Here is a 25,916-nt window from a genome sequence, read left to right as displayed (position 1 = left end):
GTGAGACCGTCACCGACCGTTCCCGCCGGCCCGCGGTGAACCTGCACCACTGAGACGTCCGGCCGGGGCGGTGGGCCACCGCCCCGACGCGGATGCGGGGGAGGCAGGGTCGAGACGCCGACCGACCCTGCCTGCCAGCCTCGTCCGTCCGCACCCGAACCGGGGGTCGGCCGGTGTCGTCGCCGCCGACTTCGACGCCGGACCGTCCCGGCGGACGGGCGGACGGGGCCCATCCGCTCGAACCCATAGTTTTCCGAAGCAACTTCTGATATCAATGTAATTCGATGCACAACGGTCCTCCTGATCGGGGAAGGAGCGCCATGCGTACGGGTGTCTGGCTGGTGGGAGCGCGCGGATCGGTCGCGACCACGAGCATCGTCGGAGGGCTCGCTCTGCGAGCCGGCCTCGCCGGGCCGACCGGCTGCGTCACCGAACTTCCCGAGCTGCGCGGGCCTGCCCTTCCTGCCTTCGCCGACCTGGTCTACGGGGGCCACGACGTGGTCACCACGCCGCTGTGCAAGCGGGCCGAGGCGCTCGCCGCCGCCGGCGTGCTGCCCGGCCGGCTGGTCGCCGCGCTCCCTGACGAACTGGCCGCGGTCGAGGAGGAGCTGCGCCCCGCCCCCACCGGCGCCACCCAGGCGGTGCGGGCGGTCGCCGCCACCCGGGACCTGATCGGCTTCCGCGACCGGCACCAGCTGGACCGCGTCGTCGTGGTCAACGTCTCGGCCACCGAGCCGCCCGCCCACCCCCATCCCGGGCACGCCGACCCGACCGCGCTGCGGGCCGCGCTGACCGGCCCACAGGAGGTGCTGCCGGCCAGCTCCCTCTACGCGTACGCGGCCCTGGAGGCCGGTTGTGCGTACGTCGACTTCACCCCGTCGACCGGGGCGCGGCTGCCCGCCCTGCACACGCTGGCGGTCGAACGTGGACTGCCGTACGCCGGGCACGACGGCAAGACGGGGGAGACCCTGGTCAAGTCGGTGCTCGCCCCGATGTTCGCGATGCGGCACCTGCGGGTGCGCTCCTGGTCCGGGCTGAACCTGCTCGGCGGCGGCGACGGCGCGAACCTCGTCGATCCGGGTGCCAACGCCGCGAAGGTGGAGAGCAAGCAGCGCGTGCTCGGCGAGACGCTGGGCTACGTGCCGCAGGGCGAGACCCGGATCGACTTCGTGGAGGAGTTGGGGGACTTCAAGACCGCCTGGGATCTGATCACCTTCTCCGGGTTCCTCGACACCCGGATGCGGATGGAGTTCACCTGGCACGGCTGCGACTCCGCGCTCGCCGCGCCGCTCGTGCTCGACCTGGCCCGGCTCACCGCGGCCGCGCACGCCGCCGGAGAGGTCGGCCCGCTGACCGAGTTGGGCTTCTTCTTCAAGGACCCGCTCGGCTCACCGTCCCACTCGCTCGCCGAGCAGTGGGGCCGGCTCGTGAACTTCACGCGGGGCCTGCACGCCGGGCACGGGGGCAGCGATGAGCACGCTGGCTGACCTGGCCGAGCTGGTCCGCGCACCGGCCGCGCTCTCGGTACCCGGGGACGTCGTCGCCGGGGCCGCCGCGGCCGGAACGCTCGACCGGCGTACGCCCGCGCTGGCCGGCGCGTCGGTGCTGCTCTACTGGGCCGGAATGGCCGCGAACGACTGGGCGGACCGGGGGCTGGACGCCGTCGAGCGACCGGAGCGCCCCATCCCCAGCGGCCGGATCCGGCCGGGCGCCGCGGTCGGCCTCGCCGCCGGCCTCACCGCCGCCGGGGTGGCCCTGGCCACCGCGGCCGGGGGCCGACGCGCCGCCGCGATCGCGGTGCCGCTCGCCGCCACCGTCTGGGGATACGACCTGCGCGCGAAGAACACCGCGGCCGGTCCGGCCGTGATGGCCGCCTGCCGAGGGCTGGACGTGCTGCTCGGCGCGAGCGGCGGTCGGCTGACCCGCGCGATGCCGGCGGCGCTCACCGTCGCCGCGCACACCTGGACGGTCACCGCGCTCTCCCGTCGGGAGGTCAGCGGCGCCGACCCGGCCCTGCCGATCGGCACCCTCGCCGGCACCGCGGTGGTGGCGGCGGCCGCCGCCAGGGCGTCCCGGCGCACCCTCGACCGCGATCCGCTCGGCCGTGACCGGCGAGCCGGTGACGGCACCGGGCCGGATTCCGCCGCGCCGCACCGGAACGGACGGCCGTCCACCCTGCTCGGTCGTGGCCGCAGCCGGCGCGGGGCCGCAACCGGTGAGCCGCGGGGCGGGACGCTCGCCGCCCTGGTGCCGGCGGCGCTCGCCGCCTGGTACGCCGTCGGTTACGGCACCGCGCAGGCCCGGGTGGTGGCCGAGCCCAGCGCCGGTCGGGTCCGGGCTGCGGTCGGGGCGGGGATCACCGGACTGCCCGCGCTCCAGGGCGCGCTCACCGCACGTGGCGGGGCCGGCCTGCTCGGCCTGGTGGTCGCCGCCGCGGCGCCGCTCGGGCGGCGGCTGGCCCGGAAGGTCTCGCCGACATGAGCGCCGTGCCGACCGCTCCGGCGCCCGGCCCGGGCCCTGCCACCGAACGCCCCGTGGATGCGGGCCCCCGCTTCGGGTACGGCACGAACGGCTTCGCCAACCACCGCCTCGACGACGCGCTCGCCGTCCTCGCCGACCTGGGATACCAAGGGGTGGCGCTCACCCTCGACCACGACCACCTCGACCCGTTCGCGCCGGGGCTGCCGCACCGGGTCGCCGCGCTCCGGCGGCGGTTGGACGCCCTCGGCCTCGGCGTGATGATCGAGACGGGTGCGCGTTACCTGCTCGATCCGTGGCACAAGCACGCGCCGACGCTGCTGCACGACGACCCGACCCGCCGCGTCGAGTTCCTGCGCCGGGCCGTCCGGATCGGCGCGGACCTCGGCGCCGAGGCGGTGTCGTTCTGGGCCGGCGTACGCCCCGAGGCCGTTGCGCCCCGGGCCGCCTGGGACCGGCTGGTCGCCGGCTGCGCGACGGTGGTCGACGCGGCCGACCGGGCGGGCGTGCTGCTGGGTTTCGAGCCGGAGCCGGGCATGCTGGTCGAGGACATCGCCGGCTGGCGACGGCTGCGCGCCGCGCTCGACGCAGCGCCCTGCTTCGGCATCACCCTCGACATCGGGCACTGTCGTTGCCTGGAGCCCCAGCCGGTGGACCGCTGCGTCCGCGACGTCGCCGAGCACCTGGTCAACGTGCAGATCGACGACATGCGCCGTGGGGTGCACGAGCACCTCGAGTTCGGCGAGGGTGAGATCGACTTCCCGCCGGTGCTGCGGGCGCTGACCGACGCCGGCTATCGCGGTCTCGTCGCCGTCGAGCTGCCCCGGCACTCGCACGCCGCGCCCGCCGTCGCCGCGCGTTCGCTGGAGTTCCTGCGCGCCGCCGCGGCCCGGGCGCGCACGCTGCCGGCCGAGGCGGACCCGCCCGGTCCGTCCCCGGCCGTGCCCACCCCGGCCGGCCCGGTCGCGGCCGTACCCAGCTCTGCACCCACCGACGTGTCGTCGACCGGAACGGCCCCGGTGCGTATGTAGGTGCAGAGCAGAGGGGGTCCGAGGCGTCCCCACGCCGGCAGCACGATCGCGGCGCGGCCGACGGCTCTCCGGTCGCATCACGGCGAGCGGGCCACGGCAACCGCCGCGGCCTCCGGCCGGAAGGGGCGGCGCCCGGGCACCCACGGCGATACCGCGCAGGCTCCGGCTCCGGGGCGGCGCCGAGGGGAGGCACGATGACAGCGGATCATCTCCGGGTGGCCCTGGGGGGCGTACCCGACCCGGACTGGCTGGACGAGGCGCTGCGGCAGGTGGCGGCCGACCCGGCCACGATCACCCGGTTCTTCCCGGCCGTCGGCCGGCGCTGCGGTCGGGAAGCCCTGCCCGACGCGCCCGGCTGGACCGCCGACGAGGCCGCCCGCGCGCTGCTGCTCACCGCCCTGCCCACCGACCACGCCGGGTACGCCGACGCCCTCTACCGGCGCGGTGACGCGGCCGAGAAGCGGGCGGTGCTCAAGGCGCTGCCGCTGCTGCCGATCGGTGCGGCGGGGGTGCCCCTGCTGCACGACGCGATCCGCACCAACGACACCCGGCTGGTCGCCGCCGCGCTCGGCCCGTACGCCCGGCACCTCGACGCCGCCGCGTGGCGGCAGGCGGTGCTGAAGTGCGTCTTCACCGGGGTGCCGCTCGCCGTCGTGGCCGACCTCGACAGCCGCGCCGACGGCGAGCTCGCCGTGATGCTCGCCGGTCTCGCCGACGAGCGGCACGCGGCCGGGCGGGACATGCCCGCCGACGCCACCGACCTGCTCGACCGGCTCACCGCCGGCTCCGGCCGACCCACCGCCCGGGAGGCGTGATGCGCATCTTCGACCCGCACATCCACATGACCTCGCGCACCACCGACGACTACGAGCGGATGGCCGCGGCCGGCGTCCGGGCGGTGGTGGAGCCGGCGTTCTGGCTCGGGCAGCCGCGCACCGGCCCCGCCTCCTTCACCGACTACTTCGACTCGCTGATCGGCTGGGAGCCGTTCCGGGCCGGGCAGTTCGGCGTGCGGCACCACGCCACGATCGCGCTGAACCCGAAGGAGGCGAACGATCCGCGCTGCCGCCCGGTGCTCGAGCTGCTCCCCGACTACCTGGAGAAGGACGGCGTGGTGGCGGTCGGCGAGATCGGGTACGACTCGATGACCCCGGAGGAGGACGAGGTGTTCGCCGCACAGCTGGCGCTCGCCGTGGCGCACGAGCTGCCGGCGCTGGTGCACACCCCGCACCGGGACAAGGCCCGGGGCGTGGAGCGCAGCCTCGCGGTGGTCCGCGAATCCGGCATCGAGCCCGGCCGGGTGGTGCTCGACCACCTCAACGAGGTGACCGTGCCACTGGCCCGGGACTCCGGCTGCTGGCTCGGCTTCTCCATCTACCCGGACACGAAGATGTCACCACCGCGGATGGTGGAGATCCTGCGGGAGCACGGCACCGAGCGGATGCTGGTCAACTCGGCGGCCGACTGGGGCCGGTCGGACCCGCTGCTCACCCGGGCCACCGGCGAGGCGATGCTGGCGGCCGGATTCAGCGACGACGACGTCGACCGGGTGCTGTGGCGCAACCCGGTGGAGTTCTACGGCCAGTCCAAACGGCTCGACCTGGACCCCGCCGACCTCGCTGCGCCGAGCGCCACCTTCGCCGGTAACTCGATCCTGCGCGGGGGGAGCTGATGCGGCTGCGACACACGTCCGGTGAGCTCGTCCACCTCGGCTACTGCACCAACGTGCACCCCGCCGAGGACCTCGCCGGCATCCTCGCGCAACTCGACACCTACGCCCTGCCGGTCCGACAGGAGCTCGACTCCGACCTGCTCGGCCTGGGGCTCTGGCTGGCCGCCCCGGTCGCCGCCGAGCTGGCCGCCGAGCCGGCCGCCCGCCGCCGGCTGCGGGCCGAGCTGACCGCGCGGGGCCTGGAGGTGGTCACCCTCAACGGCTTCCCGTACGCGGCCTTCCAGGCCCCGGTGGTCAAGGGTGACGTCTACCACCCGGACTGGACCACCCCGCAGCGGCTCGCCTACACGCTGAACCTGGCGCGGATCCTCGCCGATCTGCTCCCCGACGACGCGGCCCGGGGCTCCATCTCCACCCTGCCGCTGGCGTGGCGCTCGCCGTGGGACGCCGACCAGGCCGGGGCGGCCCGGGAACGGTTGGACCAGCTCGCCGCTGGGCTGGCCGAGGTGGAGCGGGAGACCGGCCGGCGGATCCGGGTCGGGTTCGAACCGGAGCCCGGCTGTCTGGTGGAGAGCACGAGCCAGGCCGCTGCCCTGCTGTCCGCGATGGACACCGAGCGGCTCGGCGTCTGCGTCGACCTCGCGCACCTCGCCTGTGCCTGGGAGGAGCCGGCTGCGGCGCTGGCCCGGTTGCGGGCGGCCGGCCTGCCGGTGGTGAAGGTGCAGGTGTCGGCCGCGTTGGAGACGACCGATCCGGTCGGCTCGGCCGAGGCGCTGCGGCGCTGGGTGGAGCCGCGCTTCCTGCACCAGACCCGGGCCGACGGCTGCGCGGGCGGCCACGACCCGGCCGATCCGGCGTACGCGGCGGACGACCTCGACGCCGCGCTCGACGCGCGGCTGCCGGGGCGGTGGCGGGTGCACTACCACGTGCCGCTGCACGCGCCGCCCGAGGCGCCGCTGGAGTCCACCGTCGGCGTGCTGCGCGCCGCCCTCGCCGAGCTTTTCACCGGCCCGGACGCGGGCTGCGACCACCTCGACGTGGAGACGTACACCTGGGGGGTGCTGCCGCAGGCGCGGCGCCCCCGCACCGACGCGGAGCTGGCCTCGGGGATCGCCGCCGAGCTCGCCTTCGCGCGGGCCGAGCTGACCGCGCTCGGCCTCGTGCCCGTCGACCGGTCGGGTCCGGCGGGAGTTCTGGATCAGGGATCGCCGCGCGGCGGCGTCGAGCGGAGCGAGGTGCCGGCATGAGTCGTCGTCTGGTCGTGCTGGACGTGGTGGGGCTGACCCCCCGGCTGCTGGCGCACATGCCGCGGTTGCGGGCCGTCGCCGAGCGGGGCTTCCAGGCGGAGCTGGGCACCGTGCTGCCCGCGGTGACCTGCTCGGTGCAGTCCACCTTCCTGACCGGGGAGCCGCCCGCGGGGCACGGCGTCGTGGGCAACGGCTGGTACTTCCGGGAGCTCGGCGACGTGCTGCTCTGGCGGCAGCACAACGCCCTCGTGGGCGGGGAGAAGCTCTGGCAGGCGGCCCGGCGGGTCGAGCCCGGCTACACGGTGGCCAACGTCTGCTGGTGGTACGCGATGGGCGCGGACGTCGACTGGACGGTCACGCCACGGCCGATCTACCACGCGGACGGGCGCAAGGACCCGGACTGCTACACCGACCCGCCGCAGCTGCACGAGGCGCTCACCGGGCGGCTCGGCACCTTCCCGCTCTTCAGCTACTGGGGGCCGGGCGCCGGGCTGGCCTCCTCCGCCTGGATCTGCCGGGCGGCCGAGCAGATCCTCGCCGACCAGGCGCCGGATCTGACCCTGGTCTACGTGCCGCACCTCGACTACGACCTGCAGCGGCACGGCCCCTCCTCGCCGCAGGCGGCGGCCGCGGCGGCGGAGCTGGACGGGGTGCTCGGCCCGCTGCTCGACGCCGCGCAGGCCCGGGACGCGACGGTGGTGGTGCTCTCGGAGTACGGCATCACCGATGTGTCCCGCCCGGTGGACGTCAACCGTCTGCTGCGGGCCGAGGGGCTGCTGCGGGTGCACACCCAGGCCGGCATGGAGTACCTGGACCCGTGGACGTCGCGGGCGTTCGCGGTCGCCGACCACCAGGTCGCGCACGTCTACGTGCGGGACCCGGCGGACGTGCCGGCGGTGGCGAAGCTCTGCGCCGGCCTGCCCGGGGTGGCGGAGGTGCTGGAGGCCGAGGGGAAGGCCGCGTACGGGCTGGACCACCCGCGCGCCGGCGAGTTGGTGCTGGTGGCGGAGCCGGACGCCTGGTTCACCTACTACTACTGGCTGGACGACGAACGGGCACCGGACTTCGCCCGGCTCGTGGAGATCCACCGTAAGCCCGGGTACGACCCGGCCGAGCTCTTCTTCGACCCGGCCGCCCCGGCGGCGGCGAAGCGCCGGGCGGCCGTGGCCCTGGCCCGTAAGAAGCTCGGCATGCGCTACCTGATGAGCGTGGTCGGGCTGGACGCGGGCGCGCGGGCGGTACGTGGTTCGCACGGGCGGCTGCCGGCCGACCCGGCGGACGGGCCGGTGCTGCTCTGCTCGGACCCGAGCGCGACCCGGGAGCGTCTCGCGGCGACGGATGTGAAGTCGTTGCTGCTGGAGCTCGCCGGGCTGGGCGGGGCCACGAAGGGGGACACCCGGTGACGGTCACGGTTGCGCCGACCGACGTGAGCGGCCTGCGGGCGCGCTTCGACGCCGAGTTGGCCGCGTTCCTCGACCGCCAGGGGCCGGACTGGCCGGACGGCGCGCCGCGCGGCGTCTTCACGGCGTTGCAGCGGTTCGTGCTGGCCGGCGGGAAGCGCCTGCGCCCGCTCTTCTGCTACTGGGGCTGGCGCGGGGGCGGTGGTCAGGACGGCGTCCCCATCGTGATGGCCTCGGCCGCCCTGGAGCTGTTCCACGCGTTCGCCCTGATCCACGACGACATCCTCGACGGCAGTGACCGCCGCCGGGGTGAGCCGTCGGTGCACCGGCTCTTCGCCGACCTGCACGCCCGCTCGTCGTGGCGGGGCGACCCGGAGGCGTACGGGCGCAACACCGCGCTGCTCTGCGGGGATCTCTGCGCCGCCTGGTCGGACCAGATGTTCCACGAGTGCGGCCTCCCCACCGAGCAGGTGCACCGGGGGTACGCGATGTTCGCGCTGATGCGTACGGAGGTGATCGCGGGGGAGTACCTGGACCTCGTCTCCGGGGTCGGGGACGGCTCGGTGGCCAGTGCCCTGACGGTGATCCGGATGAAGGCCGCCCGTTACACGGTCACCCGGCCGTTGCAGATCGGTGCGGCGTTGGCCGGCGGGTCGCCGGAGCTCATCGAGGCGTTCGCCGAGTTCGGTGATCCGCTGGGTGACGCGTTCCAGCTCCGGGACGACGTGCTCGGCGTCTTCGGTGATCCGGCGGTCACCGGCAAGTCGATCCTCGACGACCTGCGTGAGGGTAAGCCGACGGTGATGATGGCGCTGGCCCGCAGCGTCGCCGACCGGGCGCAGACGGCCCGGCTGCGGGAGCTCTTCGGCAACCCGGAGCTGGACGCCGACGGCGCGGCCGAGCTGCGTGAGTTCATCGAGGCGACCGGCGCGCGGACGCGGATCGAACAGATGATCCGGGTGCGTACCGAGCAGGCGTTGACCGCGCTCGAACAGGCGCCGGTGGACGGCGAGACCCGTTCGGCTCTGGTCGGCCTCGCCGAGCAGGCGATCGACCGCCGCTCCTGACCGGCCCCGACCCGTCGACTTTCCGCCGATCGAGCGAAAGTCCGGCTCGGCTCGGCAGAAGGTATAGACACATTCAAGTGTCTAAATTAGTGTCGTGGTCAATACCACACTGTTTCGTCGAGGTGAACCGGCGGCGCGGTAACCCATCGACTGGTGACCCTCCGTGCGGGTGGCTCCACCGTCGGAGTGCTCACGGCGCGCCGGACCGGCACCCCGGCGGCCCCCACCGCACAGCCCGCTACGGCCCCGGCGCGTCGGCGCGCGCCCCGCCCTGGCAGTCAGTCGTCAGGAAGGGACAGCCAAACCATGTCCAGATCGGACAACCTCCACCACCGCCCCCGACGATGGTTCACCGCCGGTTCGGCCCTGCTGCTGGTCGCCGCGGCCGGCACGGTCGCCCTCGGCGCCGGCCCCGCCGCCCTCGGCGGCCCCACCCCCGCACAGGCGCACCCGATCAACGCCACCGACTTCCAGCAGGTCGAACTCGCCCGCGGCGTCGCCGAGATGGGTGAGCCGATGTCGCTGGCCGTGCTGCCGGACCGCTCGGTGCTGCACACCGCGCGCAACGGCACCCTGCGCCGCACCGACGCGAACGGCACCACCACGGTGATCGGCAACATCGCCGTCTACACGCACGACGAAGAGGGGCTGCAGGGCGTCGGGGTCGACCCGAACTTCGCCAGCAACCGGCAGATCTTCCTCTACTACGCGCCGCCGCTCTCCACCCCCGGCGGGGACGCCCCAGCCACCGGCACCGACTTCTCCGCCTGGCAGGGCGTCAACCGGCTCTCCCGGTTCACCCTGAACGCCGACTTCACGCTCAACCAGGCCAGCAAGGTCGACGTCCTCGACGTACCGGCCGACCGCGGGCTCTGCTGCCACGTCGGTGGCGACATCGACTTCGACGCCGCCGGCAACCTCTACCTCTCCACCGGCGACGACACCAACCCGTTCGACTCCGCGGGCTACGCGCCGATCGACGAGCGCACCAACCGCAACCCCGGCTTCGACGCGCAGCGCAGCGCCGGCAACACCAACGACCTGCGCGGCAAGATCCTCCGGATCAAGGTGAACGCGAACGGGACGTACTCGATCCCGACCGGCAACCTCTTCGCGCCCGGCACGACGGGCGCCCGCGCCGAGATCTACGCGATGGGCTTCCGCAACCCGTTCCGGATCAGCGTGGACAAGGCCACCGGCGTCGTCTACGTCGGCGACTACGGGCCGGACGCCGGCTCGACCAGCTCCACCCGGGGCCCAGCCGGTCAGGTCGAGTTCAACCGGGTCGCCGGCCCGGGCAACTACGGCTGGCCCTACTGCACCGGTACGAACACCAGCACCGAGACCTACAACGAGTGGAACTTCGCCACCAACGCCACCGGCCCGAAGTTCAACTGCACCGGCGGCCCGACGAACAACTCGTTCCGCAACACCGGCCGGGGCACGCTGCCGCCCGCCCAGCCCGCCTGGATCCGCTACGGCGGCGACGCCGGCAGCCCCTCCGAGTTCGGCGGCGGGTCGGAGTCCCCGATGGGCGGCCCGGTCTACCGGTACAACGCCGCCAACCCGTCGACCACGAAGTTCCCGCAGTCCTTCGACGGCCAGTTCTTCGCCACCGAGTTCGGCCGCGGCTGGATCAAGCCGATCCACGTCAACACCGACGGCTCCCGGGGCACCATCGACACCTTCCCGTGGGTCGGCAAGCAGGTGATGGACTCGGCCTTCGGCCCGGACGGCGCGTACTACGTCCTCGACTACGGCACCGGCTACTTCAACGGGGACGCCAACTCTGCGCTGTACCGCTTCGACCACATCGGCGGCGGCAACCGTGCACCCACGGCCCGGGCGGCGGCCGACAAGACCTCCGGCGCCGCGCCGCTGACGGTGGCCTTCTCCTCGGCCGGCTCCTCGGATCCGGAGGGCTCGGCGCTTACCTACCAGTGGGCGTTCGGTGACGGCACCACCTCCACGGCGGCCAACCCGACGAAGACCTACACCGCCAACGGCACGTACACGGCGACGCTGACCGTACGCGACCCGCAGGGCGCCACCGGCAGCGCCAGCGTGGCGATCAGCGTGGGCAACACCGCGCCCACGGTGACCATCACCAACCCGGGCAACGGCAAGCTCTTCTCCTTCGGCGACGCGGTGCCGTTCAGCATCACGGTCACCGACCCGGAGGACGGCACGATCGACTGCACCAAGGTCAAGATGACCTACGTGCTCGGGCACGACCAGCACGGTCACCAGATCACCTCGCAGAACGGCTGCTCCGGCACCACCACCATCCCGGTCGACGGTGAGCACGACTACGCGGCCAACATCTTCGCCATCTTCGACGCCGAGTACACCGACGCGGGCGGGCTGACCACGCACACCCAGCACATCCTCCAGCCCCGCCACCGCCAGGCCGAGCACTTCAAGACCTCGTCGGGGATCAACACCTTCGACAAGGCCCCGGCCGAGGGCGGCAAGACCGTCGGCGACATCAACAACGGCGACTGGATCGCCTTCGAGCCGTACCAGGTCGGCAACGTGACCTCGTTCACCGCCCGGGTCTCGTCGGCCGGCGCCGGCGGCACCCTCCAGCTGCGGACCGGCTCGGCCACCGGCACGGTGATCGGCTCGGCCACGGTGCCCGTCACCGGCGGCTGGGAGACCTTCACCACGGTCACCGGCACCGTCGCCAATCCGCCCGCCGGCACCACCACGCTCTACCTGACCTTCGCCGGGTCGGGCACCGGCGCGCTCTACGACGTGGACACCTTCACCCTGAACACCGGCGGCGGAGGCACGCCCGGCACCGGCCCGATCCGGGGCCTGGCGAGCAAGTGCCTCGACGTACGCAGCGGCGCGACCGCCGACGGTACGCAGGTGCAGCTGTACACGTGTAACGGGAGTGCGGCGCAGTCGTGGTCGGTGACGTCGAATTCGACGGTTCGGGCGTTGGGTAAGTGTCTGGATGTGTCGGGTGGTGGTTCGGCGGACGGTACGAAGATTCAGTTGTGGACGTGTAATGGTTCGGGTGCGCAGAACTGGTCGGCGCAGGCGGATGGGACGTTGCGTAATCCGCAGTCGGGTAAGTGTCTGGATGTGTCGGGGAACAACTCGGCCGACAGCACGCCGGTGCACCTGTGGGGTTGCACGGGTGCGGCGAACCAGAAGTGGATCCTGCCCTGATTTGAGCGGAGGGGCCCCACCGACGCACGACGATGTGCCCGGGGCCCCTCCCGACCGATCTGAGGAGAGCTGAGATGCGCAGACTTCTGCGATCCGTCCTCGGTGGGGCCACCGCCGCCCTCGCCGTCATCGCCTGCACCAGCCCCGCCACCCCGGCCAGCGCGGCCGACACCCCGTACGACGTGTTGGTCTTCTCCAAGACCGCCGGCTTCCGGCACGACTCGATCGCGGTCGGCACCCAGGCCATCCGCGACCTCGGCGCGGCGAACAGCTTCACGGTCACCGCGACCGAGGACGCCGCCGCCTTCACCACCGGCAACCTCGCCCAGTACGAGGCGGTGGTCTTCCTCAACACCACCGGCGACGTGCTCAACGCCGGCCAGCAGACCGCCTTCGAGCAGTACATCGGCTCGGGCGGCGGCTACGTCGGGGTGCACGCCGCCGCCGACACCGAGTACGGCTGGTCCTTCTACGGCAACCTGGTCGGCGCGTACTTCGCCTCGCACCCGGCCATCCAGCAGGCCAACGTGAAGGTGGAGAACCGGGCGCACGCGGCGAGCGCGCACCTGCCGCAGACCTGGACCCGCACCGACGAGTGGTACAACTACCAGACCAACGCCCGCTCGACGGCGCGGGTGCTGGCCACCCTCGACGAGTCGTCCTACTCGGGCGGCGGGATGGGCGCCGACCACCCGCACTCCTGGTGCAAGACGTACAACGGTGGCCGGGCCTTCTACACCGGTGGCGGTCACACCCAGGCGTCGTACGCCGAGCCCGCGTTCCGTGCCCACCTGCTCGGCGGGATCCGCTACGCGGCCGGCCGCACCAAGGCCGACTGCCGGCCCGAGACCGGCTACACCACGCTCTACAACGGCTCGACCGCCGGCTGGTCACAGGCCGGGCCGGGCAGCTTCACCAACACCGACGCCACCCTCACCTCGGTCGGTGGCATGGGTCTGTTCTGGCACAGCGCGAAGCAGTTCACCAACTACTCGCTCAAGCTGGACTGGCGGATGGCCGGCGACGACAACTCCGGGGTCTTCATCGGCTTCCCACCGTCGAGTGACCCGTGGTCCGCGGTCGACAACGGGTACGAGGTGCAGATCGACGCCACGGACGCGGCCGACCGGACCACCGGCGCGGTCTACACCTTCAAGTCCGCCGACCTCGCGGCCCGGGACGCGGCGTTGAACCCGCCGGGGGAGTGGAACAACTACGAGCTTCTCGTCGAGGGGGAGCGCCTGCAGGTCTTCCTCAACGGCGTGAAGATCAACGACTTCACGAACACCAACCCGGCCCGCTCGCTCGCCGGGCACATCGGCCTGCAGAACCACGGCGCCGGCGACGACGTCTCGTTCCGCAACGTGCGGATCAAGGAGCTCGGCGGTACGCCTCCGCCGGGCGGCAACCTCACCGTCCAGGCCGAGGCGTTCAGTTCGGCCAGTGGGGTCAGCGCGGTCGGCAAGGGTGGCGCGAACGGTGGCCAGACCCTCGGCTACGTCGAGCCGGGCGACTGGGCCGCGTACAACGGGCTCGACCTGACCGGCGCGACGTCGTTCCGGGCGCGGGTGGTCTCCGGCGGCCCGGGCGGCACCATCCAGGTGCGGACCGGTTCGACCACCGGTCCGGTGCTCGGCTCGGTGGCGGTGCCGAACACCGGCGGCTGGAACACCTTCGCCGATGTCACCACGACCCTCTCCGGCGTGCCGTCCGGCGCGCAGAACCTCTACCTGACCTTCACCGGGTCGGGCGGCGGCCTCTTCGACGTGGACGACTTCACGCTGGTGAAGGGGGGCGGGGGCACGCCCGGCACGGGTCCGGTCCGGGGTCTCGCCGGGAAGTGTCTCGACGTGCGCAACAGCGCGACCGCCGACGGTACGCAGGTGCAGCTGTACACGTGTAACGGGAGTGCGGCGCAGTCGTGGTCGGTGACGTCGAATTCGACGGTTCGGGCGTTGGGTAAGTGTCTGGATGTGTCGGGTGGTGGTTCGGCGGACGGTACGAAGATTCAGTTGTGGACGTGTAATGGTTCGGGTGCGCAGAACTGGTCGGCGCAGGCGGATGGGACGTTGCGTAATCCGCAGTCGGGTAAGTGTCTGGATGTGTCGGGGAACAACTCGGCCGACAGCACTCCGGTGCACCTGTGGGGTTGCACGGGTGCGGCGAACCAGAAGTGGATCCTGCCCTGACATAACCCCCTGAGGGGCGGCCCCGCGCCGGCGTACCACCCGGCACGGGGCCGCCCCGCCCTCTTGCAGTTGATCATGAGGTTGGCGGGGGCGCAGGAGATCGAGACCGCCGTCAACCTCATGATCAACAGAAGGTCGGTGGGGTGGGACGGTCCGGGGAGGCGGGGCCTTCCGTGTCGGTGCCGGCGGCCATAGAGTGGGGACGGCGACCGTTCACGGTGGCCGGTGACCCGGCGGGAGGCGCAACCCGGCGGGCCCAGGTGTGTTCCGCACCCGCCGGCTCCCCGCCCACGGCCCCGCCTGGACACCGGTTCGACCGGTCACCTCGCCCCGGTCCGCCCGTACGGAATCCCCATCACCACAGGGGAGAGAAGGACAATGGCGCGACCCATCACGCTCTTCACCGGCCAGTGGGCCGACCTTCCGTTCGACGAAGTGTGCCGGCTCGCCTCCGAGTGGGGGTACGACGGCCTGGAGATCGCCTGCTGGGGCGACCACTTCGAGGTCGACAAGGCGCTGGCCGACGACTCGTACGTCGAGCGCAAGCGGGAGACCCTCGCCAAGCACAACCTGAAGGTCTACACGATCTCCAACCACCTGGTCGGTCAGGCCGTCTGCGACCACCCCATCGACGAGCGGCACCAGGACATCCTGCCCGCCCGGATCTGGGGCGACGGCGAGCCGGAGGGGGTGCGCCGGCGCGCCGCCGAGGAGATCAAGGACACCGCTCGCGCGGCCGCGAAGCTCGGCGTGAAGACCGTCGTCGGCTTCACCGGCTCGTCGATCTGGCACACCCTCGCGATGTTCCCGCCGGTGCCGCCGTCGATGATCGAGCGCGGCTACCAGGACTTCGCCGACCGGTGGAACCCGATCCTCGACGTCTTCGACGAGGTCGGCGTGCGCTTCGCGCACGAGGTGCACCCGAGCGAGATCGCGTACGACTACTGGACGACGAAGCGCACGTTGGAGGCGATCGGCCACCGGCCCGCGTTCGGGCTGAACTGGGACCCGTCGCACTTCGTCTGGCAGGAGCTGGACCCGGTCAACTTCATCTTCGACTTCGCCGACCGGATCTACCACGTCGACTGCAAGGACGCGAAGGTGCGTACCGGTGACGGCCGGCGCGGCCGGCTCTCCTCGCACCTGCCCTGGGCCGACCTGCGCCGCGGCTGGGACTTCGTCTCCACCGGCCACGGCGACGTGCCCTGGGAGGACTGCTTCCGCGCGTTGAACGCGATCGGCTACGACGGGCCGATCTCGATCGAGTGGGAGGACGCCGGCATGGACCGGCTCGTGGGCGCCCCGGAGGCGCTCCAGTTCGTCCGCCGGCTCGCCTTCGACGCCCCGGACGCCGCGTTCGACGCCGCGTTCAGCAGCAAGGACTGAGCGAGGCCGCAGGTCCGGGCCGGCGCTCGCCGCCGACCGGAGACGTCACGGGCCCGACCGCCGAGTTGGCGGCCGGGCCCGTACGCGTCGCGATCAGAGGGTGTTGCCGGTGCCGCCCGAGCCGGACGGCTTGGCGGAGGTCGACCTGGTGGCCGCGCCGCCCGCCGACGAGTTGGTGCCGGACTTCGCGCCGACGGCGGCCGGCGAGCCGGCGAAGGCGTCGTCGGCGGCGGTCATGCCGTGCTTGCTGCCGTTGCCGCTGAGCTTCTCACCCAGCTTGGTCTGGCCGATCTTGTCCTTGCCCTCGCTGTAGAGCCGGGTCGCCTGGGCCTGCGCCACGCCCGCCGCCTCCTGCACGGTGGGGTGGTCGAGCACCTTACGGCCCCGGATCATCAGCTCCTCGTACTTCTCCCGGCCGGCGCGGGCACCCAGGACGAATCCCGCAGCCAGCCCGCCAAGAAACATCAGTTTTCCGCGCATGGCGGCTCCTTCCGTACCTGACGCGCCGTCGCCCCCGGGCTCGCGCCCGGGCGTACGCCGTCTCGCGCCTGCGTTCTGTCGTCCGCAGCTAACTACCCATCCTGCTCTGCGCTCATGCCTGCTTGTGCCGTGATGGCGATTTGCCCGAATTACTACTTCTGGGAACCGCCCGGCTCGCTGTCCGCCGCCCGCACCTCCGGCGCGGTAACCCCCTGGACCAACACCCCCTGGAGTCCTGTACGCTTGTCCCCGTCGCACGGTGCCGGAGAGATCCGAAACCGAGCAATGGCAGTCCCCTGTAGCTCAATTGGCAGAGCAGCCGGCTGTTAACCGGCAGGTTATTGGTTCGAGTCCAATCGGGGGAGCCAACCGTCCCGCCCGTCGGCCCTGCCGGCGGGCGTTCGTCGTTCCGCCCGTCACCCGAACGGGTCTCGCCACTTCGCAGCCCTCGGCGCTGGTGCCCAATTCGCCCGTTCCGCCCGAACTGACCGGGTCGGCCCGGCACGATGGTCCGTGTCGGCGTCAGGGATCGACCACGCCGATCGGTGCGTCGACTCACGGGTGGGAGCGGATGTCCGGAGCGCTGGGTCGCAGCCGGGCCACCCTGATCGCGCTCGTCGTGGTGCTGGCGTGGCTGGTCGTCGGCGGGGTCGCCGGCCCGTTCTCCGGACGGCTGGGCGACGTGGCCACGAACGACAACGCCGCGTTCCTGCCCGCCGACGCGGAGGCCACCCGGGCCCAGGAACGCTCCCGCGGCTTCGTCCAGCAGGAGACCACGCCCGCCCTCGTCGTCTACGAACGCACCACCGGCCTCACCGAGGCGGACAGGCGGAAGGTGGCCGCCGACGCCGAGCGCTTCGCCCAGGTGCCCGGGGTGGTCAAACCGCTGCCGCCGCCCATCCCCAGCGCCGACGGGCAGGCGCTGCAGGTCGTCGTACCGATCGACGACGCCGAGGGCGAGCGGATCGGCACGGTCGTCGAGCAGCTGCGCGACATCACCGGCGACGGTAGTGGCGGGCTACGGGTGGACGTCGCCGGGCCGGCCGGCCTGCTCGCCGACCTGATCGAGGTCTTCTCCGCCATCGACGGGGCGTTGCTGCTGGTCACCCTCTGCGTGGTGCTGGTGATCCTGCTCGTGGTCTACCGCAGCCCGGTGCTCTGGGTCTTCCCGCTGCTCGCGGCGGGGATGTCGTACGCCCTGGCGTCGCTCTTCGTCTACCTGCTCGCCGACGCCGACCTGATCACCCTCAACGGGCAGGCGCAGGGCATCCTCACCGTGCTCGTCTTCGGCGCCGGCACCGACTACGCGTTGCTGCTGGTGGCCCGCTACCGCGAGGAGCTGCACCGGCACGAGCGCCCGTGGGGCGCGATGCGGGCCGCGTGGCGGGGCGCCGCCCCCGCCGTCATCGCCTCCGGCGGCACCGTCATCCTCAGCCTGCTCTGCCTCCTGCTCTCCAGCCTGAACTCGAACCGGGCGCTCGGCCCGGTCGCCGCCGTCGGCATCGCCGCGACCCTGCTGGTGATGCTCACGTTCCTGCCGGCGCTGCTGGTGCTCGGCGGCCGGTGGGCGTTCTGGCCCCGACAGCCCCGGTACGACCCGACCACCACGCAGCTCGAGCACGGGATCTGGAGCCAGGTGGCCGGCTTCGTGGCCCGCCGCGCCCGCCCGGTCTGGCTGCTCACCGCCGTCGGCCTGGGCGTGCTCGCGATCGGCCTCACCCAGCTCGGCACCACGACGCTGGGCCAGTCCGACCTCTTCACCAAGCGCACCGACTCGGTGGCCGGTCAGGACGTGATCGCCCGGCACTACCCGGCGGGAACCGGCAGCCCGGCCACGATCATCGTCAACGAGGGGGCCGCGCCCCGGGTCACCGAGGCGGCCCAGGGCACTCGCGGGGTGGCCGACGTCCGACCCGTCACCCGGGCGCGGGCGGCGGGTTCCGGACCGCCCGGCCCGCCGCTGGTGGTCGACGGCCGGGTCCAGCTCGAGGTGACGCTCGCCGACCCACCGGACAGCACGGGCGCGGAGCGGACCATCCGCGACCTGCGCGCGGCGGTGCACCGGGTGCCGGACGCGGACGCCGTGGTCGGCGGGTTCACCGCCACCAACGTGGACATCACCACCGCCGCCGAACGGGACCAGAACGTCATCATCCCGGTCGTGCTGGCCGTCATCGCCGTCATCCTGGCCCTGCTGCTCCGCGCCCTGCTCGCCCCACTCCTGCTCATCGCGACGGTGCTGCTCTCGTTCACCGCCACCCTCGGGCTCTGCGGCCTGCTCTTCCGCCACGTCTTCGACTTCCCGGGCGTGGACGCCGCGTTCCCGCTCTTCGCCTTCGTCTTCCTGGTCGCCCTCGGCATCGACTACAACATCTTCCTGATGAGCCGGGTCCGCGAGGAGTCGGTGCGACGCGGCACCCGGGCCGGTGTCCTGGCCGGCCTCGCGGTCACCGGCGGCGTGATCACCTCTGCCGGCCTCGTGCTCGCCGCGACCTTCTCCTCCCTCACCGTGCTGCCCCTCGTGGTCCTGGTCGAGCTGGGCACCGCGGTCGCGGTCGGCGTGCTCATCGACACCGTCGTCGTCCGCTCGCTGCTGGTGCCGGCGCTCGCGTACGACATCGGGCCGACCATCTGGTGGCCGGGCCGGCTGGCCCGGACGAGCCGTGCGGAAGGGCGGACGTGATGCCGGCTGAGACGGACGTGGTCATCGTCGGCGGCGGGCTCGCCGGGCTCGCGGCCGCCCGCCGGCTGCACCGCGCCGGCGTGCCCTGGCGGCTGCTGGAGGCCGGCGGCCGGCTCGGCGGCCGGATCGCCACCGACGAGGTCGACGGCTACCTGCTGGACCGTGGCTTCCAGGTGCTGAACACCGCCTACCCCCGGCTCGGTGCCCTGCTCGACGTGACCGGCCTGCGCCTCGGCCACTTCACCTCCGGTGTGCTGGTCCGCAAGGGCGACCGGCTGATCCGGCTCGTCAACCCGCTACGCCAACCGGCCGCCGCGCCGGGCGCCGCGCTCGCCGAAATCGGTTCGCTGCTCGACCGGCTCCGGCTCGCCGCGCTGGCCGGCGGCTGCGCCGTCCTGCCCGCCGGCCGACTGCTCGCCGCCCCGGAAACCACCACCGAGGTCGCGCTGCGCCGCGCCGGACTCTCCGACGCGTTCATCGAGGAGCTGGTCCGCCCGTTCCTCTCCGGCGTCTTCATCGACCGGGAACTGGAGACCTCCAGCCGGGTCCTCGCGATGATCCTCCGCTCGTTCGCCCGCGGCCGGATCGGCCTGCCCGCCGAGGGAATGGCGGCGCTGCCCCGGGCGGTCGCCACGCCACTGCCGGCCGACCTCGTCGACCTGAACACGCCGGTCAGCGAGGTCGCTCCCGGGCGGGTCCGCACCCAGGCCGGCGAGATCCCGTGCCGCGCCGTCGTGGTCGCCGTCGACCCGCCGACCGCGGTCCGGCTGCTGCCGACCCTGACGACGGTACGGATGCACAGCTACACGACCTACTACCACAGCACCGAAGAGGCCCCGGTCGACGAGCCGATCCTGCTCCTCGACGGCGATCGCCGGGAGCTGATCGCCAACACGGTGGTGGTGAGCCGAGCCGCGCCCACGTACGCGCCAGCCGGGCGGCACCTGGTGGCCACCTCGGTGGTCGGCCCCACGCCCCCACCCGAGCCGGCCGTACGCCTCGAACTGACCCGCCTCTACGGACGCTCCACAGCCGACTGGACCCACCTGACCACGGTCACGGTTCCCCAGGCGCTGCCCGCCGCGCCCGCGCCGCAGGGGCGGCTACGCAAGCCGGTGGCGCTCGGTGGCGGGCTCTTCGTCGCGGGCGACCACCGGGACAGCCCGTCCATCCAGGGAGCGTTGACGAGCGGCTGGCGGGCCGCCGGCGCGGTCCTCGCGGAGCTGCGGTTCGGTGGGGGTCCAGCGCGCGGCCACTGACTCTCCCCGCCGGTCCCTCGCCGCCTTCCGGGGCATTTCCGGGGTGCCCTCGGGCGTCTTCCGTGGTCCTCGGGGTGCGAGGGCGGGTTGCGGGACGCCGTCCCGGTCGGCTCACTGCGCGCTGTTATCCTCGCGTTGCCCATCGTGCTGCTGTTCCGGCGACGCCGATGAGTGACGGCGCCGGTTCCGCCCCTGGCCGATGATCCACCTGCCAGGATAAGATCCGGCGCGGTGCCGGGGCGGTAGCTCAGCCGGTTAGAGCAGGGGACTCATAATCCCTCGGTCGCGGGTTCGAGTCCCGCCCGCCCCACAAACCGTTTTCCCTGGTCAGCCATGCTGCCGGTGGCCAGGGCGGACCGCGTCGAGGTCTGGACCGACGCCCTCAGTCCGCACTGAGTCCGCAGCAGCACGACCCGCCGCCCGGTCAAGGCGGCCCGCAAGCGGGCCGCGCCGGACGCGCTCGGCCTGCTGGCGGCGCAAGCGCCGGCATCGGCCCGCGCGCCGGCCGAATGAAGGGCATGCCTCCGGCGGGGGCCAGACGACTCCGAGATGGAGTTGCCGAACGTTTCCGGTTCGTGGGTGGTGGGATGGCAGCAGAGGTTGGCTCAAGTGCCTGACCGAGCACGCCGTAGCCCTTCTATACAGGTCGTAGGCGGTCGAGAATCCTTCGGGCCTCGTCGCGCACCCCGGCGTCTTCATCCATCGCTAGGTCCCGAAGGTGCTTGGTCAGGCGGTCTGCGCCCGCGGGCGTCATCCAGTCAGAGTTGCAGTCCAAAGCAGCCTGGATCTCGTCGGCGGTGGCTTCGTCGGCGGCATAGCTACGGGCTAACAGCACAAGGCGTAGGCCCATGGCGTCTATGCGTTCCAGCAGCGCCTTGGCCGTTTCCCAAGTCACCGCAGTGTCTTGGGGATCTAAGAGAAGGCGGTGGAGGGTGTCGGCTACCTCGTCGATTCCGCGAGATCTCGCAAGATGCCGCCCGGCTGCGGCGCGAACTGACCAGGTAGGCGAGTCGGCATCTCTGATCGCTGTGCCCAGTTCTTGATCGTCGGAGAACACCATGCCTCCAGACTGCCAGGGGTGCTGCCACTGGCGCTGACCAGCGACCTGCAAGGCAGAGGCCGGCCAACTGACCACCTCGTGGCAGCGAGCAGTCCGCATCCGGTCCGCAAGAGGTCGACGGGGGTGGGGGAGCGGTGAGAGATGTCGAGAGGTGTTTCCGCTGGTGGGAGGCCACTTGTGCAGGTCGCAGGATCGCCCATCTCGATCTCATAATCCCTCGGTCGCGGGTTCGAGTCCCGCCCGCCCCACCACACGAAACCCCTGGTGAGCTTCGGTCCCGGTCGCGCTCTGGGCGTGCAAGTTCGGGGAAGTTGTCCCCTCCTGGGCGGCCGACCGAACAACTTCCCTGAAGTTGCTGCGTCCTCCGCTGCGCGGCGTCCGCTAGGTGATGCTTCGGGCCTCGTCGGCGCGGATCACCCGGGTGGTGGGATCGGCGCTCTCGGGCGTCCGGAGCCGATCGGTCAGCAGGAATTCGGGCAGCGCGAAGTCAACCGCGTGCTCCTGCTCGGAGAGTACGAACGTTCCACCTTGCTCCTCGGGTTGCCAGCCGTGCAGCAGGGCATAGTCGATGACGGCCCGTACGTCGGCCGACGTCGGATAGGCGGTGTCGGTCGCGCACGCGCCCCAGGGCGAGCCCCAGGTCACCGAGAGCAGGTCGGCCTGGAGCGCCCGGCTCGTCTTTCCCGCTGCCCAGACCCGGAGCCGGATGCACCGGTGGCAGTCGCCGCTACCCGACACGTGCCGGATCTTTGCGCTCCACACGAAGGTCCGGTCATCGATCCGCAGCTGCCGCAGTCGCGTCCGCACGTGGATCACCTCTGCGGTCGATCTTGCCGCACCAGTGCGAGCCGCCGCGCCGATTTTCCGCGGCACTCTCAAAGGGTCCGGTGCCTATCCGACGTACCAGTCGAACAGCTCCCATCCGGGCGGTGTCGCCATGACAAGCAGCATGATCACGCCGGCGATGCTCACCACGCAGAGCAGACGCCATCGGCGGTCCTGCGCCCGGAAATCGGCCGAGGCCAGCAGCGGTAGCGCCACCAGGAGGCAGAGCAGCCCCGGAACGAAGCCCACACCGACCGCGGCGACCGCCGGCCAGGACCAGGCGGGCGGGGCCTGCTCCGGGAAGTACCCGGCGTCAGCCACCAGGTACGCGACCACGGCGTAGCCGTAGGCCAGCACGACGGTCACCTGTACCGACACGGTCGCCCAGACCCATCGGCCGGTGCCCGTCGACGCCTTCACCGTCGTCTGCATCGCAGCAGGATAGGCGGCGGTGCCCGCCGATCGCCCACAGGACGCTGCCGAGCACCGTCGGCTCCACCCATTTCAACGCCAGCGTCGACCCGTTCCTGCCGGCCGGTCCCCACTCGGCGGAGGTCACGGCCCGTTCCGGGCCGGAGGCGAAGTAGTTGGTCATCGTGCGCACGCCGGACCCCTTGATCGACTCGGGTTCCGTGAAGTCGGGGCATCACGCGGCCGGGACACGCCGACATCAAGGAAACCGAGTCGATCATCGGGCGTCCGGGGCGATGAGCGGACGGGGTCGCGGGGCTGCTCCGCGGCGGAAGAGCGGCCCGGTGGTCGGGGCCGCCCCGTTCAGGCAACCCCGACGACCGGTGACGGTTTCGGTCAGCCCTTGACGATCTCGTCGATGAGCGTGGCCAGCTCACTCGGGCGGGCGAGGTGGGGGGAGTGGCCGGTGGGGATCCGGTGGGTGGCGTTCGCGCGGGTCGCCATCTGCTCCTGCAGCTCGACCGGGAGCGAGGCGTCCCGCTCGGTGAGGACGTAGGTGGACGGGAGGGTGTGCCACGCGGCCCGGGTCACGCGGTCGGCCCACGGCTGGAGGCGCTGTTCGACGAGGCTGCTGATGGCCTGCTCGGCCACCGCGTCGGGGACGTCGGCGTAGAGCTGGGCGCGCGGGTCCGAGCCGATCGGGAAGAGGCCCTCCGCCGAGTCGGGGTCGGGCATGCCGTGCAGGGTGAACATCGACTCGTTCACGTCGGGCACGTAGGCAGCCAGGTAGACGAGGTGCCGGACGTTGCTCAGCCCGGCGATCCCGTCGGTGGCCGGGATGCCACCGTACGAGTGGGCCACGACGACGACCGGACCGTCGATCGCCTCGACCGCCGCGCGGATCGCCTCGGCGTCGTCCCGCAGGCCGCCACGCGGGTCGGGGCCGGTCGTCGGCAGTTTCACCGCACGGCTGGCGTAGCCGAGGGTGTCTAGCTCGCCGCGCAGCAGATCGAAGGTGGACGGGAGGTGCCAGGCGCCCGGTATGAGCACGAGGGTGGGCCGCTGAGGGGTCACGATGCTGTCTCCGCATGAACAGGCGATAGGTCGGAATCTACGAGACGTGCTGTCGAGACAGAATGTCTCGTCTAAGCGTATGGCCTCGCCCCTAGACTCGCCCTATGGCCTCTGTCACCCGTCGCTCCTCCACCAGGGCAAACCGCCGGGCGACCGCCGACGCCAAGATCCTTCAGGCGACCGAGCAGTTGCTGGCCGGTGGCGCGAGCTTCACCGAGCTGGGTGTGCAGCGCATCACGACCGAGGCCGGCGTCGTCCGCTCGACCTTCTACCTGCACTTCCGCGACAAGAACGAGCTGCTGCTGCGACTCATCGAGCCCCTCGCTGACGGCGCCTACGACCTGATCAGCTCGACCACCGTGGAGCAGGGCCTCGAAGGCGTCGTCGCGGTCATGATCCAGGACATGCGCTACTACCGGGAACGGCGACACCTGCTGGCCGCCGTGCTCGAGGTCGCCGGTTACGACGCCGTGGTGCGGGAGTTCTGGAACAGCCAGATCCAGCGCTTCACCGACCTGGCCGAGGTGTGGCTGCGCGCCGAGCAGGAGGCCGGTCGCACCGCCCGCGACCTGGAGCCGGCCACGGCCGCCCGGGTGTTCACCTGGGGCGGTTTCCAGGTGCTGGCCAACCATGTGCTGAGCGGCCCCGAGAGCCAGGACGAGACGGTGGCGCGGGAGATCGCCCTGCTCGAGTGGTACGGCGCGTTCCGCCGCCCCGCCCAGGCGTGAGCCGGGTCGACCGGAGCGTCCGGGTGGGAGCGATGACAGGACCGACGGTCGGGCTCGACGTCGTACGCGATGCGTTGGCCGAGGCGTGTCCCGGAATCGGAATCATGGGCATCCGCCGGCTCGACGCCGGTTACACCAGCAGGCAGTGGGTCGCCGACACGGACGAGGGCCCGTTGCTCGTCAAGACGCCGGTGCGGAACGCGGACCCCGAGCACCTGCGGCGGTTGATCGCCACCACCCGTCGGGCTGCGGAGGGCGGCATCCCCGTGGTGCGGTTCCGCGCTTTCGTGCCCCGCAGCGGGCTCCTCGACGCGCCGCTGCTCGTGCAGGAGTACCAGGACGGTGTGCCCGCCGACGAGGCGTGGGCGGCGATGAGCTCGGCCCAGCGGCTGAGCTTCGCCGAGGCCTTCGGTGAGCTCGTGGGGCGGCTCCACTCCTGCGTCGGCCCCTGGTTCGGCGACGTGTTCGGCATCCGGAAGCACCCGGATGTCCGGAGCTTTCTGCACGCCCTCGTCGACGATCGGCTCGCGGAGGCGCCCGCGGACCTCACCTCGGCCGGGCGCGACGGGCTCGCCACCGCGCTGCACCGCGCCGTCGACGCGGTGCCGTCCAACGGCGTACCGGCGCTGACCCACGGAGACCTGTGGCGGCAGAACGTCGTCCTGCGCGACGGGCGGATCGCCTGCCTGCTCGACTTCGAGCACGGGCTGTACGCGGACCGTTTCCTCGACTTCGGCAAGCTCGACGAGCACGTCTTCGACGCGTACCCCGAGGGGCGCCGGGCGTTTCTCGACGCGTACGACGAGGTGTGCCCGCTGCCGGACGACTGGCAGGCCCGGGTACGGCTCGCGCACGCCGTCCACGCGCTGTCGATGGCCGTCTACTTCCTGCGTTGGACCCCCGAGTACGCGCCGCAGTACGTGGGCGAACTGGAGGAGTGGCTCGCCGAGCGGGCGTGACCGGCACTGTCGGAGTCGGTCGGGGCCGGCCGCTACCTGGGCTCGCCGAACTTGCCCCTGATCGCGTGCGCGGTCTCCGTCACCTCGCCGGTCTCCAGGAGTTGTTTCAGCCGGCGCAGGTTGGCGGCCACCTCGGCGGCCGGAGGCTTGCCGATCAGCACCAGCGCGGCGTGGCCGAGCCTGCCCAGCGGCATCTCCAGCACCTCGTGGACCTCCGTACGCGCCGGGTCGGCCGCGGCGGCGAACCGCACCGTCCAGCGCGCCCGCAGCCCGGGCGGCCCCGTCGTCTCGTAGCGGATCAGCTCGTTCGTACGCTCCTCGGTCAGCCGGATCATGGACCGCACCCGGACGCCGAGCGGGCCGACGATCGTCCAGCGGAACGTCGCGGGGTCGACCCGCTCGATCGCCGTGACGTCGCCGAGGAACCGCGGCAGGTTCTCCAGGTCGTGGTAGAAGCCGTAGACGTCCCCGACGGGGCGCTCGATGGTCACGCTCGCCTCGACCAGGTGCGCGCCCGGACGGGACGGGTGGCTCATCGCTGCCTCCGACAGGTTCGTTCGACTCCGCCGCGCCGCCCCGGGCGAGACGCGCACCGAGGGTGGCCCGACCCCCGGCTGCCGGCAGCGCTTGCCCGCGGGCCGGCCCGCTAAACCGGGGCGCGCGGAGAACACCTCGACCGGCGCGCCCGCTCGTCACCGTCGGCGGCGGTTCGGATGGTCAGGCCCCGGTCGATCGGCCGGAAGTCGACCGCAGGACCGGTGCCGCAACCCGCCCTGTCCGATAGCTG

General features: G+C 72.4%; 21 protein-coding genes and 2 tRNA genes. 17 read left to right on the top strand and 6 right to left on the bottom strand.

The features are described from left to right. Positions 1 to 320: 320 nt before the first annotated feature. From D7147_RS16880 to D7147_RS16830, 11 genes are all read left to right on the top strand, one after another. Positions 321 to 1,487, top strand: coding sequence for an inositol-3-phosphate synthase (locus D7147_RS16880; RefSeq protein ID WP_120678662.1), 1,167 nt, complete (start codon positions 321 to 323; stop codon positions 1,485 to 1,487). Continuing rightward, positions 1,471 to 2,481: an SCO3242 family prenyltransferase gene (locus tag D7147_RS16875; protein ID WP_120678660.1), complete on the top strand. Its 1,011-nt coding sequence runs from the start codon at positions 1,471 to 1,473 to the stop codon at positions 2,479 to 2,481. Before D7147_RS16880 ends, D7147_RS16875 begins: the two co-directional genes overlap by 17 nt. Then, on the top strand, positions 2,478 to 3,509 hold the full coding sequence (locus tag D7147_RS16870) for a sugar phosphate isomerase/epimerase family protein (protein ID WP_120678658.1): 1,032 nt from the start codon (positions 2,478 to 2,480) through the stop codon (positions 3,507 to 3,509). The genes D7147_RS16875 and D7147_RS16870 overlap by 4 nt, the downstream gene beginning before the upstream one ends. Positions 3,510 to 3,703: 194 nt before the next feature. Further along, entirely contained in the window at positions 3,704 to 4,324 is a 621-nt protein-coding gene (locus tag D7147_RS16865) for an EboA domain-containing protein (protein ID WP_120678656.1), read from the top strand. Beyond that, positions 4,324 to 5,181: a TatD family hydrolase gene (locus D7147_RS16860; RefSeq protein ID WP_120678654.1), complete on the top strand. Its 858-nt coding sequence runs from the start codon at positions 4,324 to 4,326 to the stop codon at positions 5,179 to 5,181. Before D7147_RS16865 ends, D7147_RS16860 begins: the two co-directional genes overlap by 1 nt. Beyond that, positions 5,181 to 6,428, top strand: coding sequence for a metabolite traffic protein EboE (gene eboE / locus D7147_RS16855; protein ID WP_120678652.1), 1,248 nt, complete (start codon positions 5,181 to 5,183; stop codon positions 6,426 to 6,428). Before D7147_RS16860 ends, eboE begins: the two co-directional genes overlap by 1 nt. Further along, complete coding sequence (locus tag D7147_RS16850) at positions 6,425 to 7,831, top strand: alkaline phosphatase family protein (protein WP_199734191.1); 1,407 nt, start codon at positions 6,425 to 6,427, stop codon at positions 7,829 to 7,831. The genes eboE and D7147_RS16850 overlap by 4 nt, the downstream gene beginning before the upstream one ends. Further along, positions 7,828 to 8,895 (top strand): polyprenyl synthetase family protein, encoded by a 1,068-nt coding sequence (locus D7147_RS16845; RefSeq protein ID WP_120678649.1) that lies wholly within the window; start codon positions 7,828 to 7,830, stop codon positions 8,893 to 8,895. Before D7147_RS16850 ends, D7147_RS16845 begins: the two co-directional genes overlap by 4 nt. A gap of 306 nt (positions 8,896 to 9,201) precedes the next feature. Continuing rightward, positions 9,202 to 12,075 (top strand): PQQ-dependent sugar dehydrogenase, encoded by a 2,874-nt coding sequence (locus tag D7147_RS16840; protein ID WP_120678647.1) that lies wholly within the window; start codon positions 9,202 to 9,204, stop codon positions 12,073 to 12,075. 74 nt (positions 12,076 to 12,149) lie between these two features. Then, the gene (locus D7147_RS16835) at positions 12,150 to 14,264 is read left to right on the top strand and encodes a ThuA domain-containing protein (RefSeq protein ID WP_120678645.1); all 2,115 of its coding nucleotides are present in this window, start codon (positions 12,150 to 12,152) and stop codon (positions 14,262 to 14,264) included. A gap of 378 nt (positions 14,265 to 14,642) precedes the next feature. Further along, entirely contained in the window at positions 14,643 to 15,650 is a 1,008-nt protein-coding gene (locus tag D7147_RS16830; RefSeq protein WP_120678643.1) for a sugar phosphate isomerase/epimerase family protein, read from the top strand. A gap of 93 nt (positions 15,651 to 15,743) precedes the next feature. On the opposite strand, the gene D7147_RS16825 is transcribed toward D7147_RS16830, so the two are convergent. Further along, on the bottom strand, positions 15,744 to 16,130 hold the full coding sequence (locus tag D7147_RS16825; protein WP_120678641.1) for a hypothetical protein: 387 nt from the start codon (positions 16,128 to 16,130) through the stop codon (positions 15,744 to 15,746). Positions 16,131 to 16,422: 292 nt separating this feature from the next. On the opposite strand from D7147_RS16825, the gene D7147_RS16820 reads away from it, so the two are divergent. The 4 genes from D7147_RS16820 (at position 16,423) to D7147_RS16805 (ending at position 20,382) form a co-directional block, all read left to right on the top strand. After that, a tRNA-Asn gene (locus D7147_RS16820) sits at positions 16,423 to 16,498 on the top strand. Between the two features lie 203 nt (positions 16,499 to 16,701). Further along, entirely contained in the window at positions 16,702 to 18,813 is a 2,112-nt protein-coding gene (locus D7147_RS16815; protein ID WP_120678639.1) for an MMPL family transporter, read from the top strand. Then, positions 18,813 to 20,072 carry an NAD(P)/FAD-dependent oxidoreductase gene (locus D7147_RS16810; RefSeq protein WP_120678955.1) on the top strand — a complete coding sequence of 420 codons (1,260 nt, stop codon included), beginning with the start codon at positions 18,813 to 18,815 and terminating at the stop codon, positions 20,070 to 20,072. Before D7147_RS16815 ends, D7147_RS16810 begins: the two co-directional genes overlap by 1 nt. Before the next feature lie 236 nt (positions 20,073 to 20,308). Then, positions 20,309 to 20,382, top strand: a tRNA-Ile gene (locus tag D7147_RS16805). A 327-nt stretch (positions 20,383 to 20,709) separates the two neighbouring features. Here D7147_RS16805 and D7147_RS16800 read toward each other — a convergent pair. The 4 genes from D7147_RS16800 to D7147_RS16785 form a co-directional block, all read right to left on the bottom strand. After that, complete coding sequence (locus tag D7147_RS16800; RefSeq protein ID WP_233563171.1) at positions 20,710 to 21,132, bottom strand: hypothetical protein; 423 nt, start codon at positions 21,130 to 21,132, stop codon at positions 20,710 to 20,712. Between the two features lie 381 nt (positions 21,133 to 21,513). Next, on the bottom strand, positions 21,514 to 21,939 hold the full coding sequence (locus D7147_RS16795) for an integrase (protein ID WP_120678951.1): 426 nt from the start codon (positions 21,937 to 21,939) through the stop codon (positions 21,514 to 21,516). An 84-nt stretch (positions 21,940 to 22,023) separates the two neighbouring features. After that, the gene (locus D7147_RS16790; RefSeq protein ID WP_120678637.1) at positions 22,024 to 22,389 is read right to left on the bottom strand and encodes a hypothetical protein; all 366 of its coding nucleotides are present in this window, start codon (positions 22,387 to 22,389) and stop codon (positions 22,024 to 22,026) included. Between the two features lie 375 nt (positions 22,390 to 22,764). Beyond that, positions 22,765 to 23,442 (bottom strand): alpha/beta hydrolase, encoded by a 678-nt coding sequence (locus D7147_RS16785; RefSeq protein ID WP_158609362.1) that lies wholly within the window; start codon positions 23,440 to 23,442, stop codon positions 22,765 to 22,767. A 104-nt stretch (positions 23,443 to 23,546) separates the two neighbouring features. Here D7147_RS16785 and D7147_RS16780 point away from each other — a divergent pair, with 104 nt between their 5' ends. After that, on the top strand, positions 23,547 to 24,170 hold the full coding sequence (locus D7147_RS16780) for a TetR/AcrR family transcriptional regulator (RefSeq protein WP_120678633.1): 624 nt from the start codon (positions 23,547 to 23,549) through the stop codon (positions 24,168 to 24,170). Between the two features lie 32 nt (positions 24,171 to 24,202). Next, on the top strand, positions 24,203 to 25,129 hold the full coding sequence (locus tag D7147_RS16775) for a phosphotransferase family protein (protein ID WP_147437406.1): 927 nt from the start codon (positions 24,203 to 24,205) through the stop codon (positions 25,127 to 25,129). 32 nt (positions 25,130 to 25,161) lie between these two features. Here the strand turns inward: D7147_RS16775 and D7147_RS16770 are convergent, their stop codons facing one another. Further along, the gene (locus tag D7147_RS16770; protein WP_120678630.1) at positions 25,162 to 25,665 is read right to left on the bottom strand and encodes an SRPBCC family protein; all 504 of its coding nucleotides are present in this window, start codon (positions 25,663 to 25,665) and stop codon (positions 25,162 to 25,164) included. Between the last annotated feature and the right edge of the window lie 251 nt (positions 25,666 to 25,916).

Origin of the sequence: Micromonospora musae, assembly GCF_003626545.1 — a bacterium.
Lineage (GTDB): Bacteria > Actinomycetota > Actinomycetes > Mycobacteriales > Micromonosporaceae > Micromonospora > Micromonospora musae.
The sequence above is the reverse complement of the archived record's forward strand: the minus strand, read 5'-3'. Positions and strand labels throughout refer to the sequence as shown.

Excerpts from the sequence above, each read along its gene's own strand:
- D7147_RS16880 (WP_120678662.1), top strand. The coding sequence starts at position 321 with ATGCGTACGGGTGTCTGGCTGGTGGGAGCGCGCGGATCGGTCGCGACC.
- D7147_RS16875 (WP_120678660.1), top strand. The coding sequence starts at position 1,471 with ATGAGCACGCTGGCTGACCTGGCCGAGCTGGTCCGCGCACCGGCCGCG.
- D7147_RS16870 (WP_120678658.1), top strand. The coding sequence starts at position 2,478 with ATGAGCGCCGTGCCGACCGCTCCGGCGCCCGGCCCGGGCCCTGCCACC.
- D7147_RS16865 (WP_120678656.1), top strand. The coding sequence starts at position 3,704 with ATGACAGCGGATCATCTCCGGGTGGCCCTGGGGGGCGTACCCGACCCG.
- D7147_RS16860 (WP_120678654.1), top strand. The coding sequence starts at position 4,324 with ATGCGCATCTTCGACCCGCACATCCACATGACCTCGCGCACCACCGAC.
- eboE (WP_120678652.1), top strand. The coding sequence starts at position 5,181 with ATGCGGCTGCGACACACGTCCGGTGAGCTCGTCCACCTCGGCTACTGC.
- D7147_RS16850 (WP_199734191.1), top strand. The coding sequence starts at position 6,425 with ATGAGTCGTCGTCTGGTCGTGCTGGACGTGGTGGGGCTGACCCCCCGG.
- D7147_RS16840 (WP_120678647.1), top strand. The coding sequence starts at position 9,202 with ATGTCCAGATCGGACAACCTCCACCACCGCCCCCGACGATGGTTCACC.
- D7147_RS16835 (WP_120678645.1), top strand. The coding sequence starts at position 12,150 with ATGCGCAGACTTCTGCGATCCGTCCTCGGTGGGGCCACCGCCGCCCTC.
- D7147_RS16830 (WP_120678643.1), top strand. The coding sequence starts at position 14,643 with ATGGCGCGACCCATCACGCTCTTCACCGGCCAGTGGGCCGACCTTCCG.
- D7147_RS16825 (WP_120678641.1), bottom strand. The coding sequence starts at position 16,130 with ATGCGCGGAAAACTGATGTTTCTTGGCGGGCTGGCTGCGGGATTCGTC.
- D7147_RS16815 (WP_120678639.1), top strand. The coding sequence starts at position 16,702 with ATGTCCGGAGCGCTGGGTCGCAGCCGGGCCACCCTGATCGCGCTCGTC.
- D7147_RS16810 (WP_120678955.1), top strand. The coding sequence starts at position 18,813 with ATGCCGGCTGAGACGGACGTGGTCATCGTCGGCGGCGGGCTCGCCGGG.
- D7147_RS16800 (WP_233563171.1), bottom strand. The coding sequence starts at position 21,132 with ATGGTGTTCTCCGACGATCAAGAACTGGGCACAGCGATCAGAGATGCC.
- D7147_RS16790 (WP_120678637.1), bottom strand. The coding sequence starts at position 22,389 with ATGCAGACGACGGTGAAGGCGTCGACGGGCACCGGCCGATGGGTCTGG.
- D7147_RS16780 (WP_120678633.1), top strand. The coding sequence starts at position 23,547 with ATGGCCTCTGTCACCCGTCGCTCCTCCACCAGGGCAAACCGCCGGGCG.
- D7147_RS16775 (WP_147437406.1), top strand. The coding sequence starts at position 24,203 with ATGACAGGACCGACGGTCGGGCTCGACGTCGTACGCGATGCGTTGGCC.
- D7147_RS16770 (WP_120678630.1), bottom strand. The coding sequence starts at position 25,665 with ATGAGCCACCCGTCCCGTCCGGGCGCGCACCTGGTCGAGGCGAGCGTG.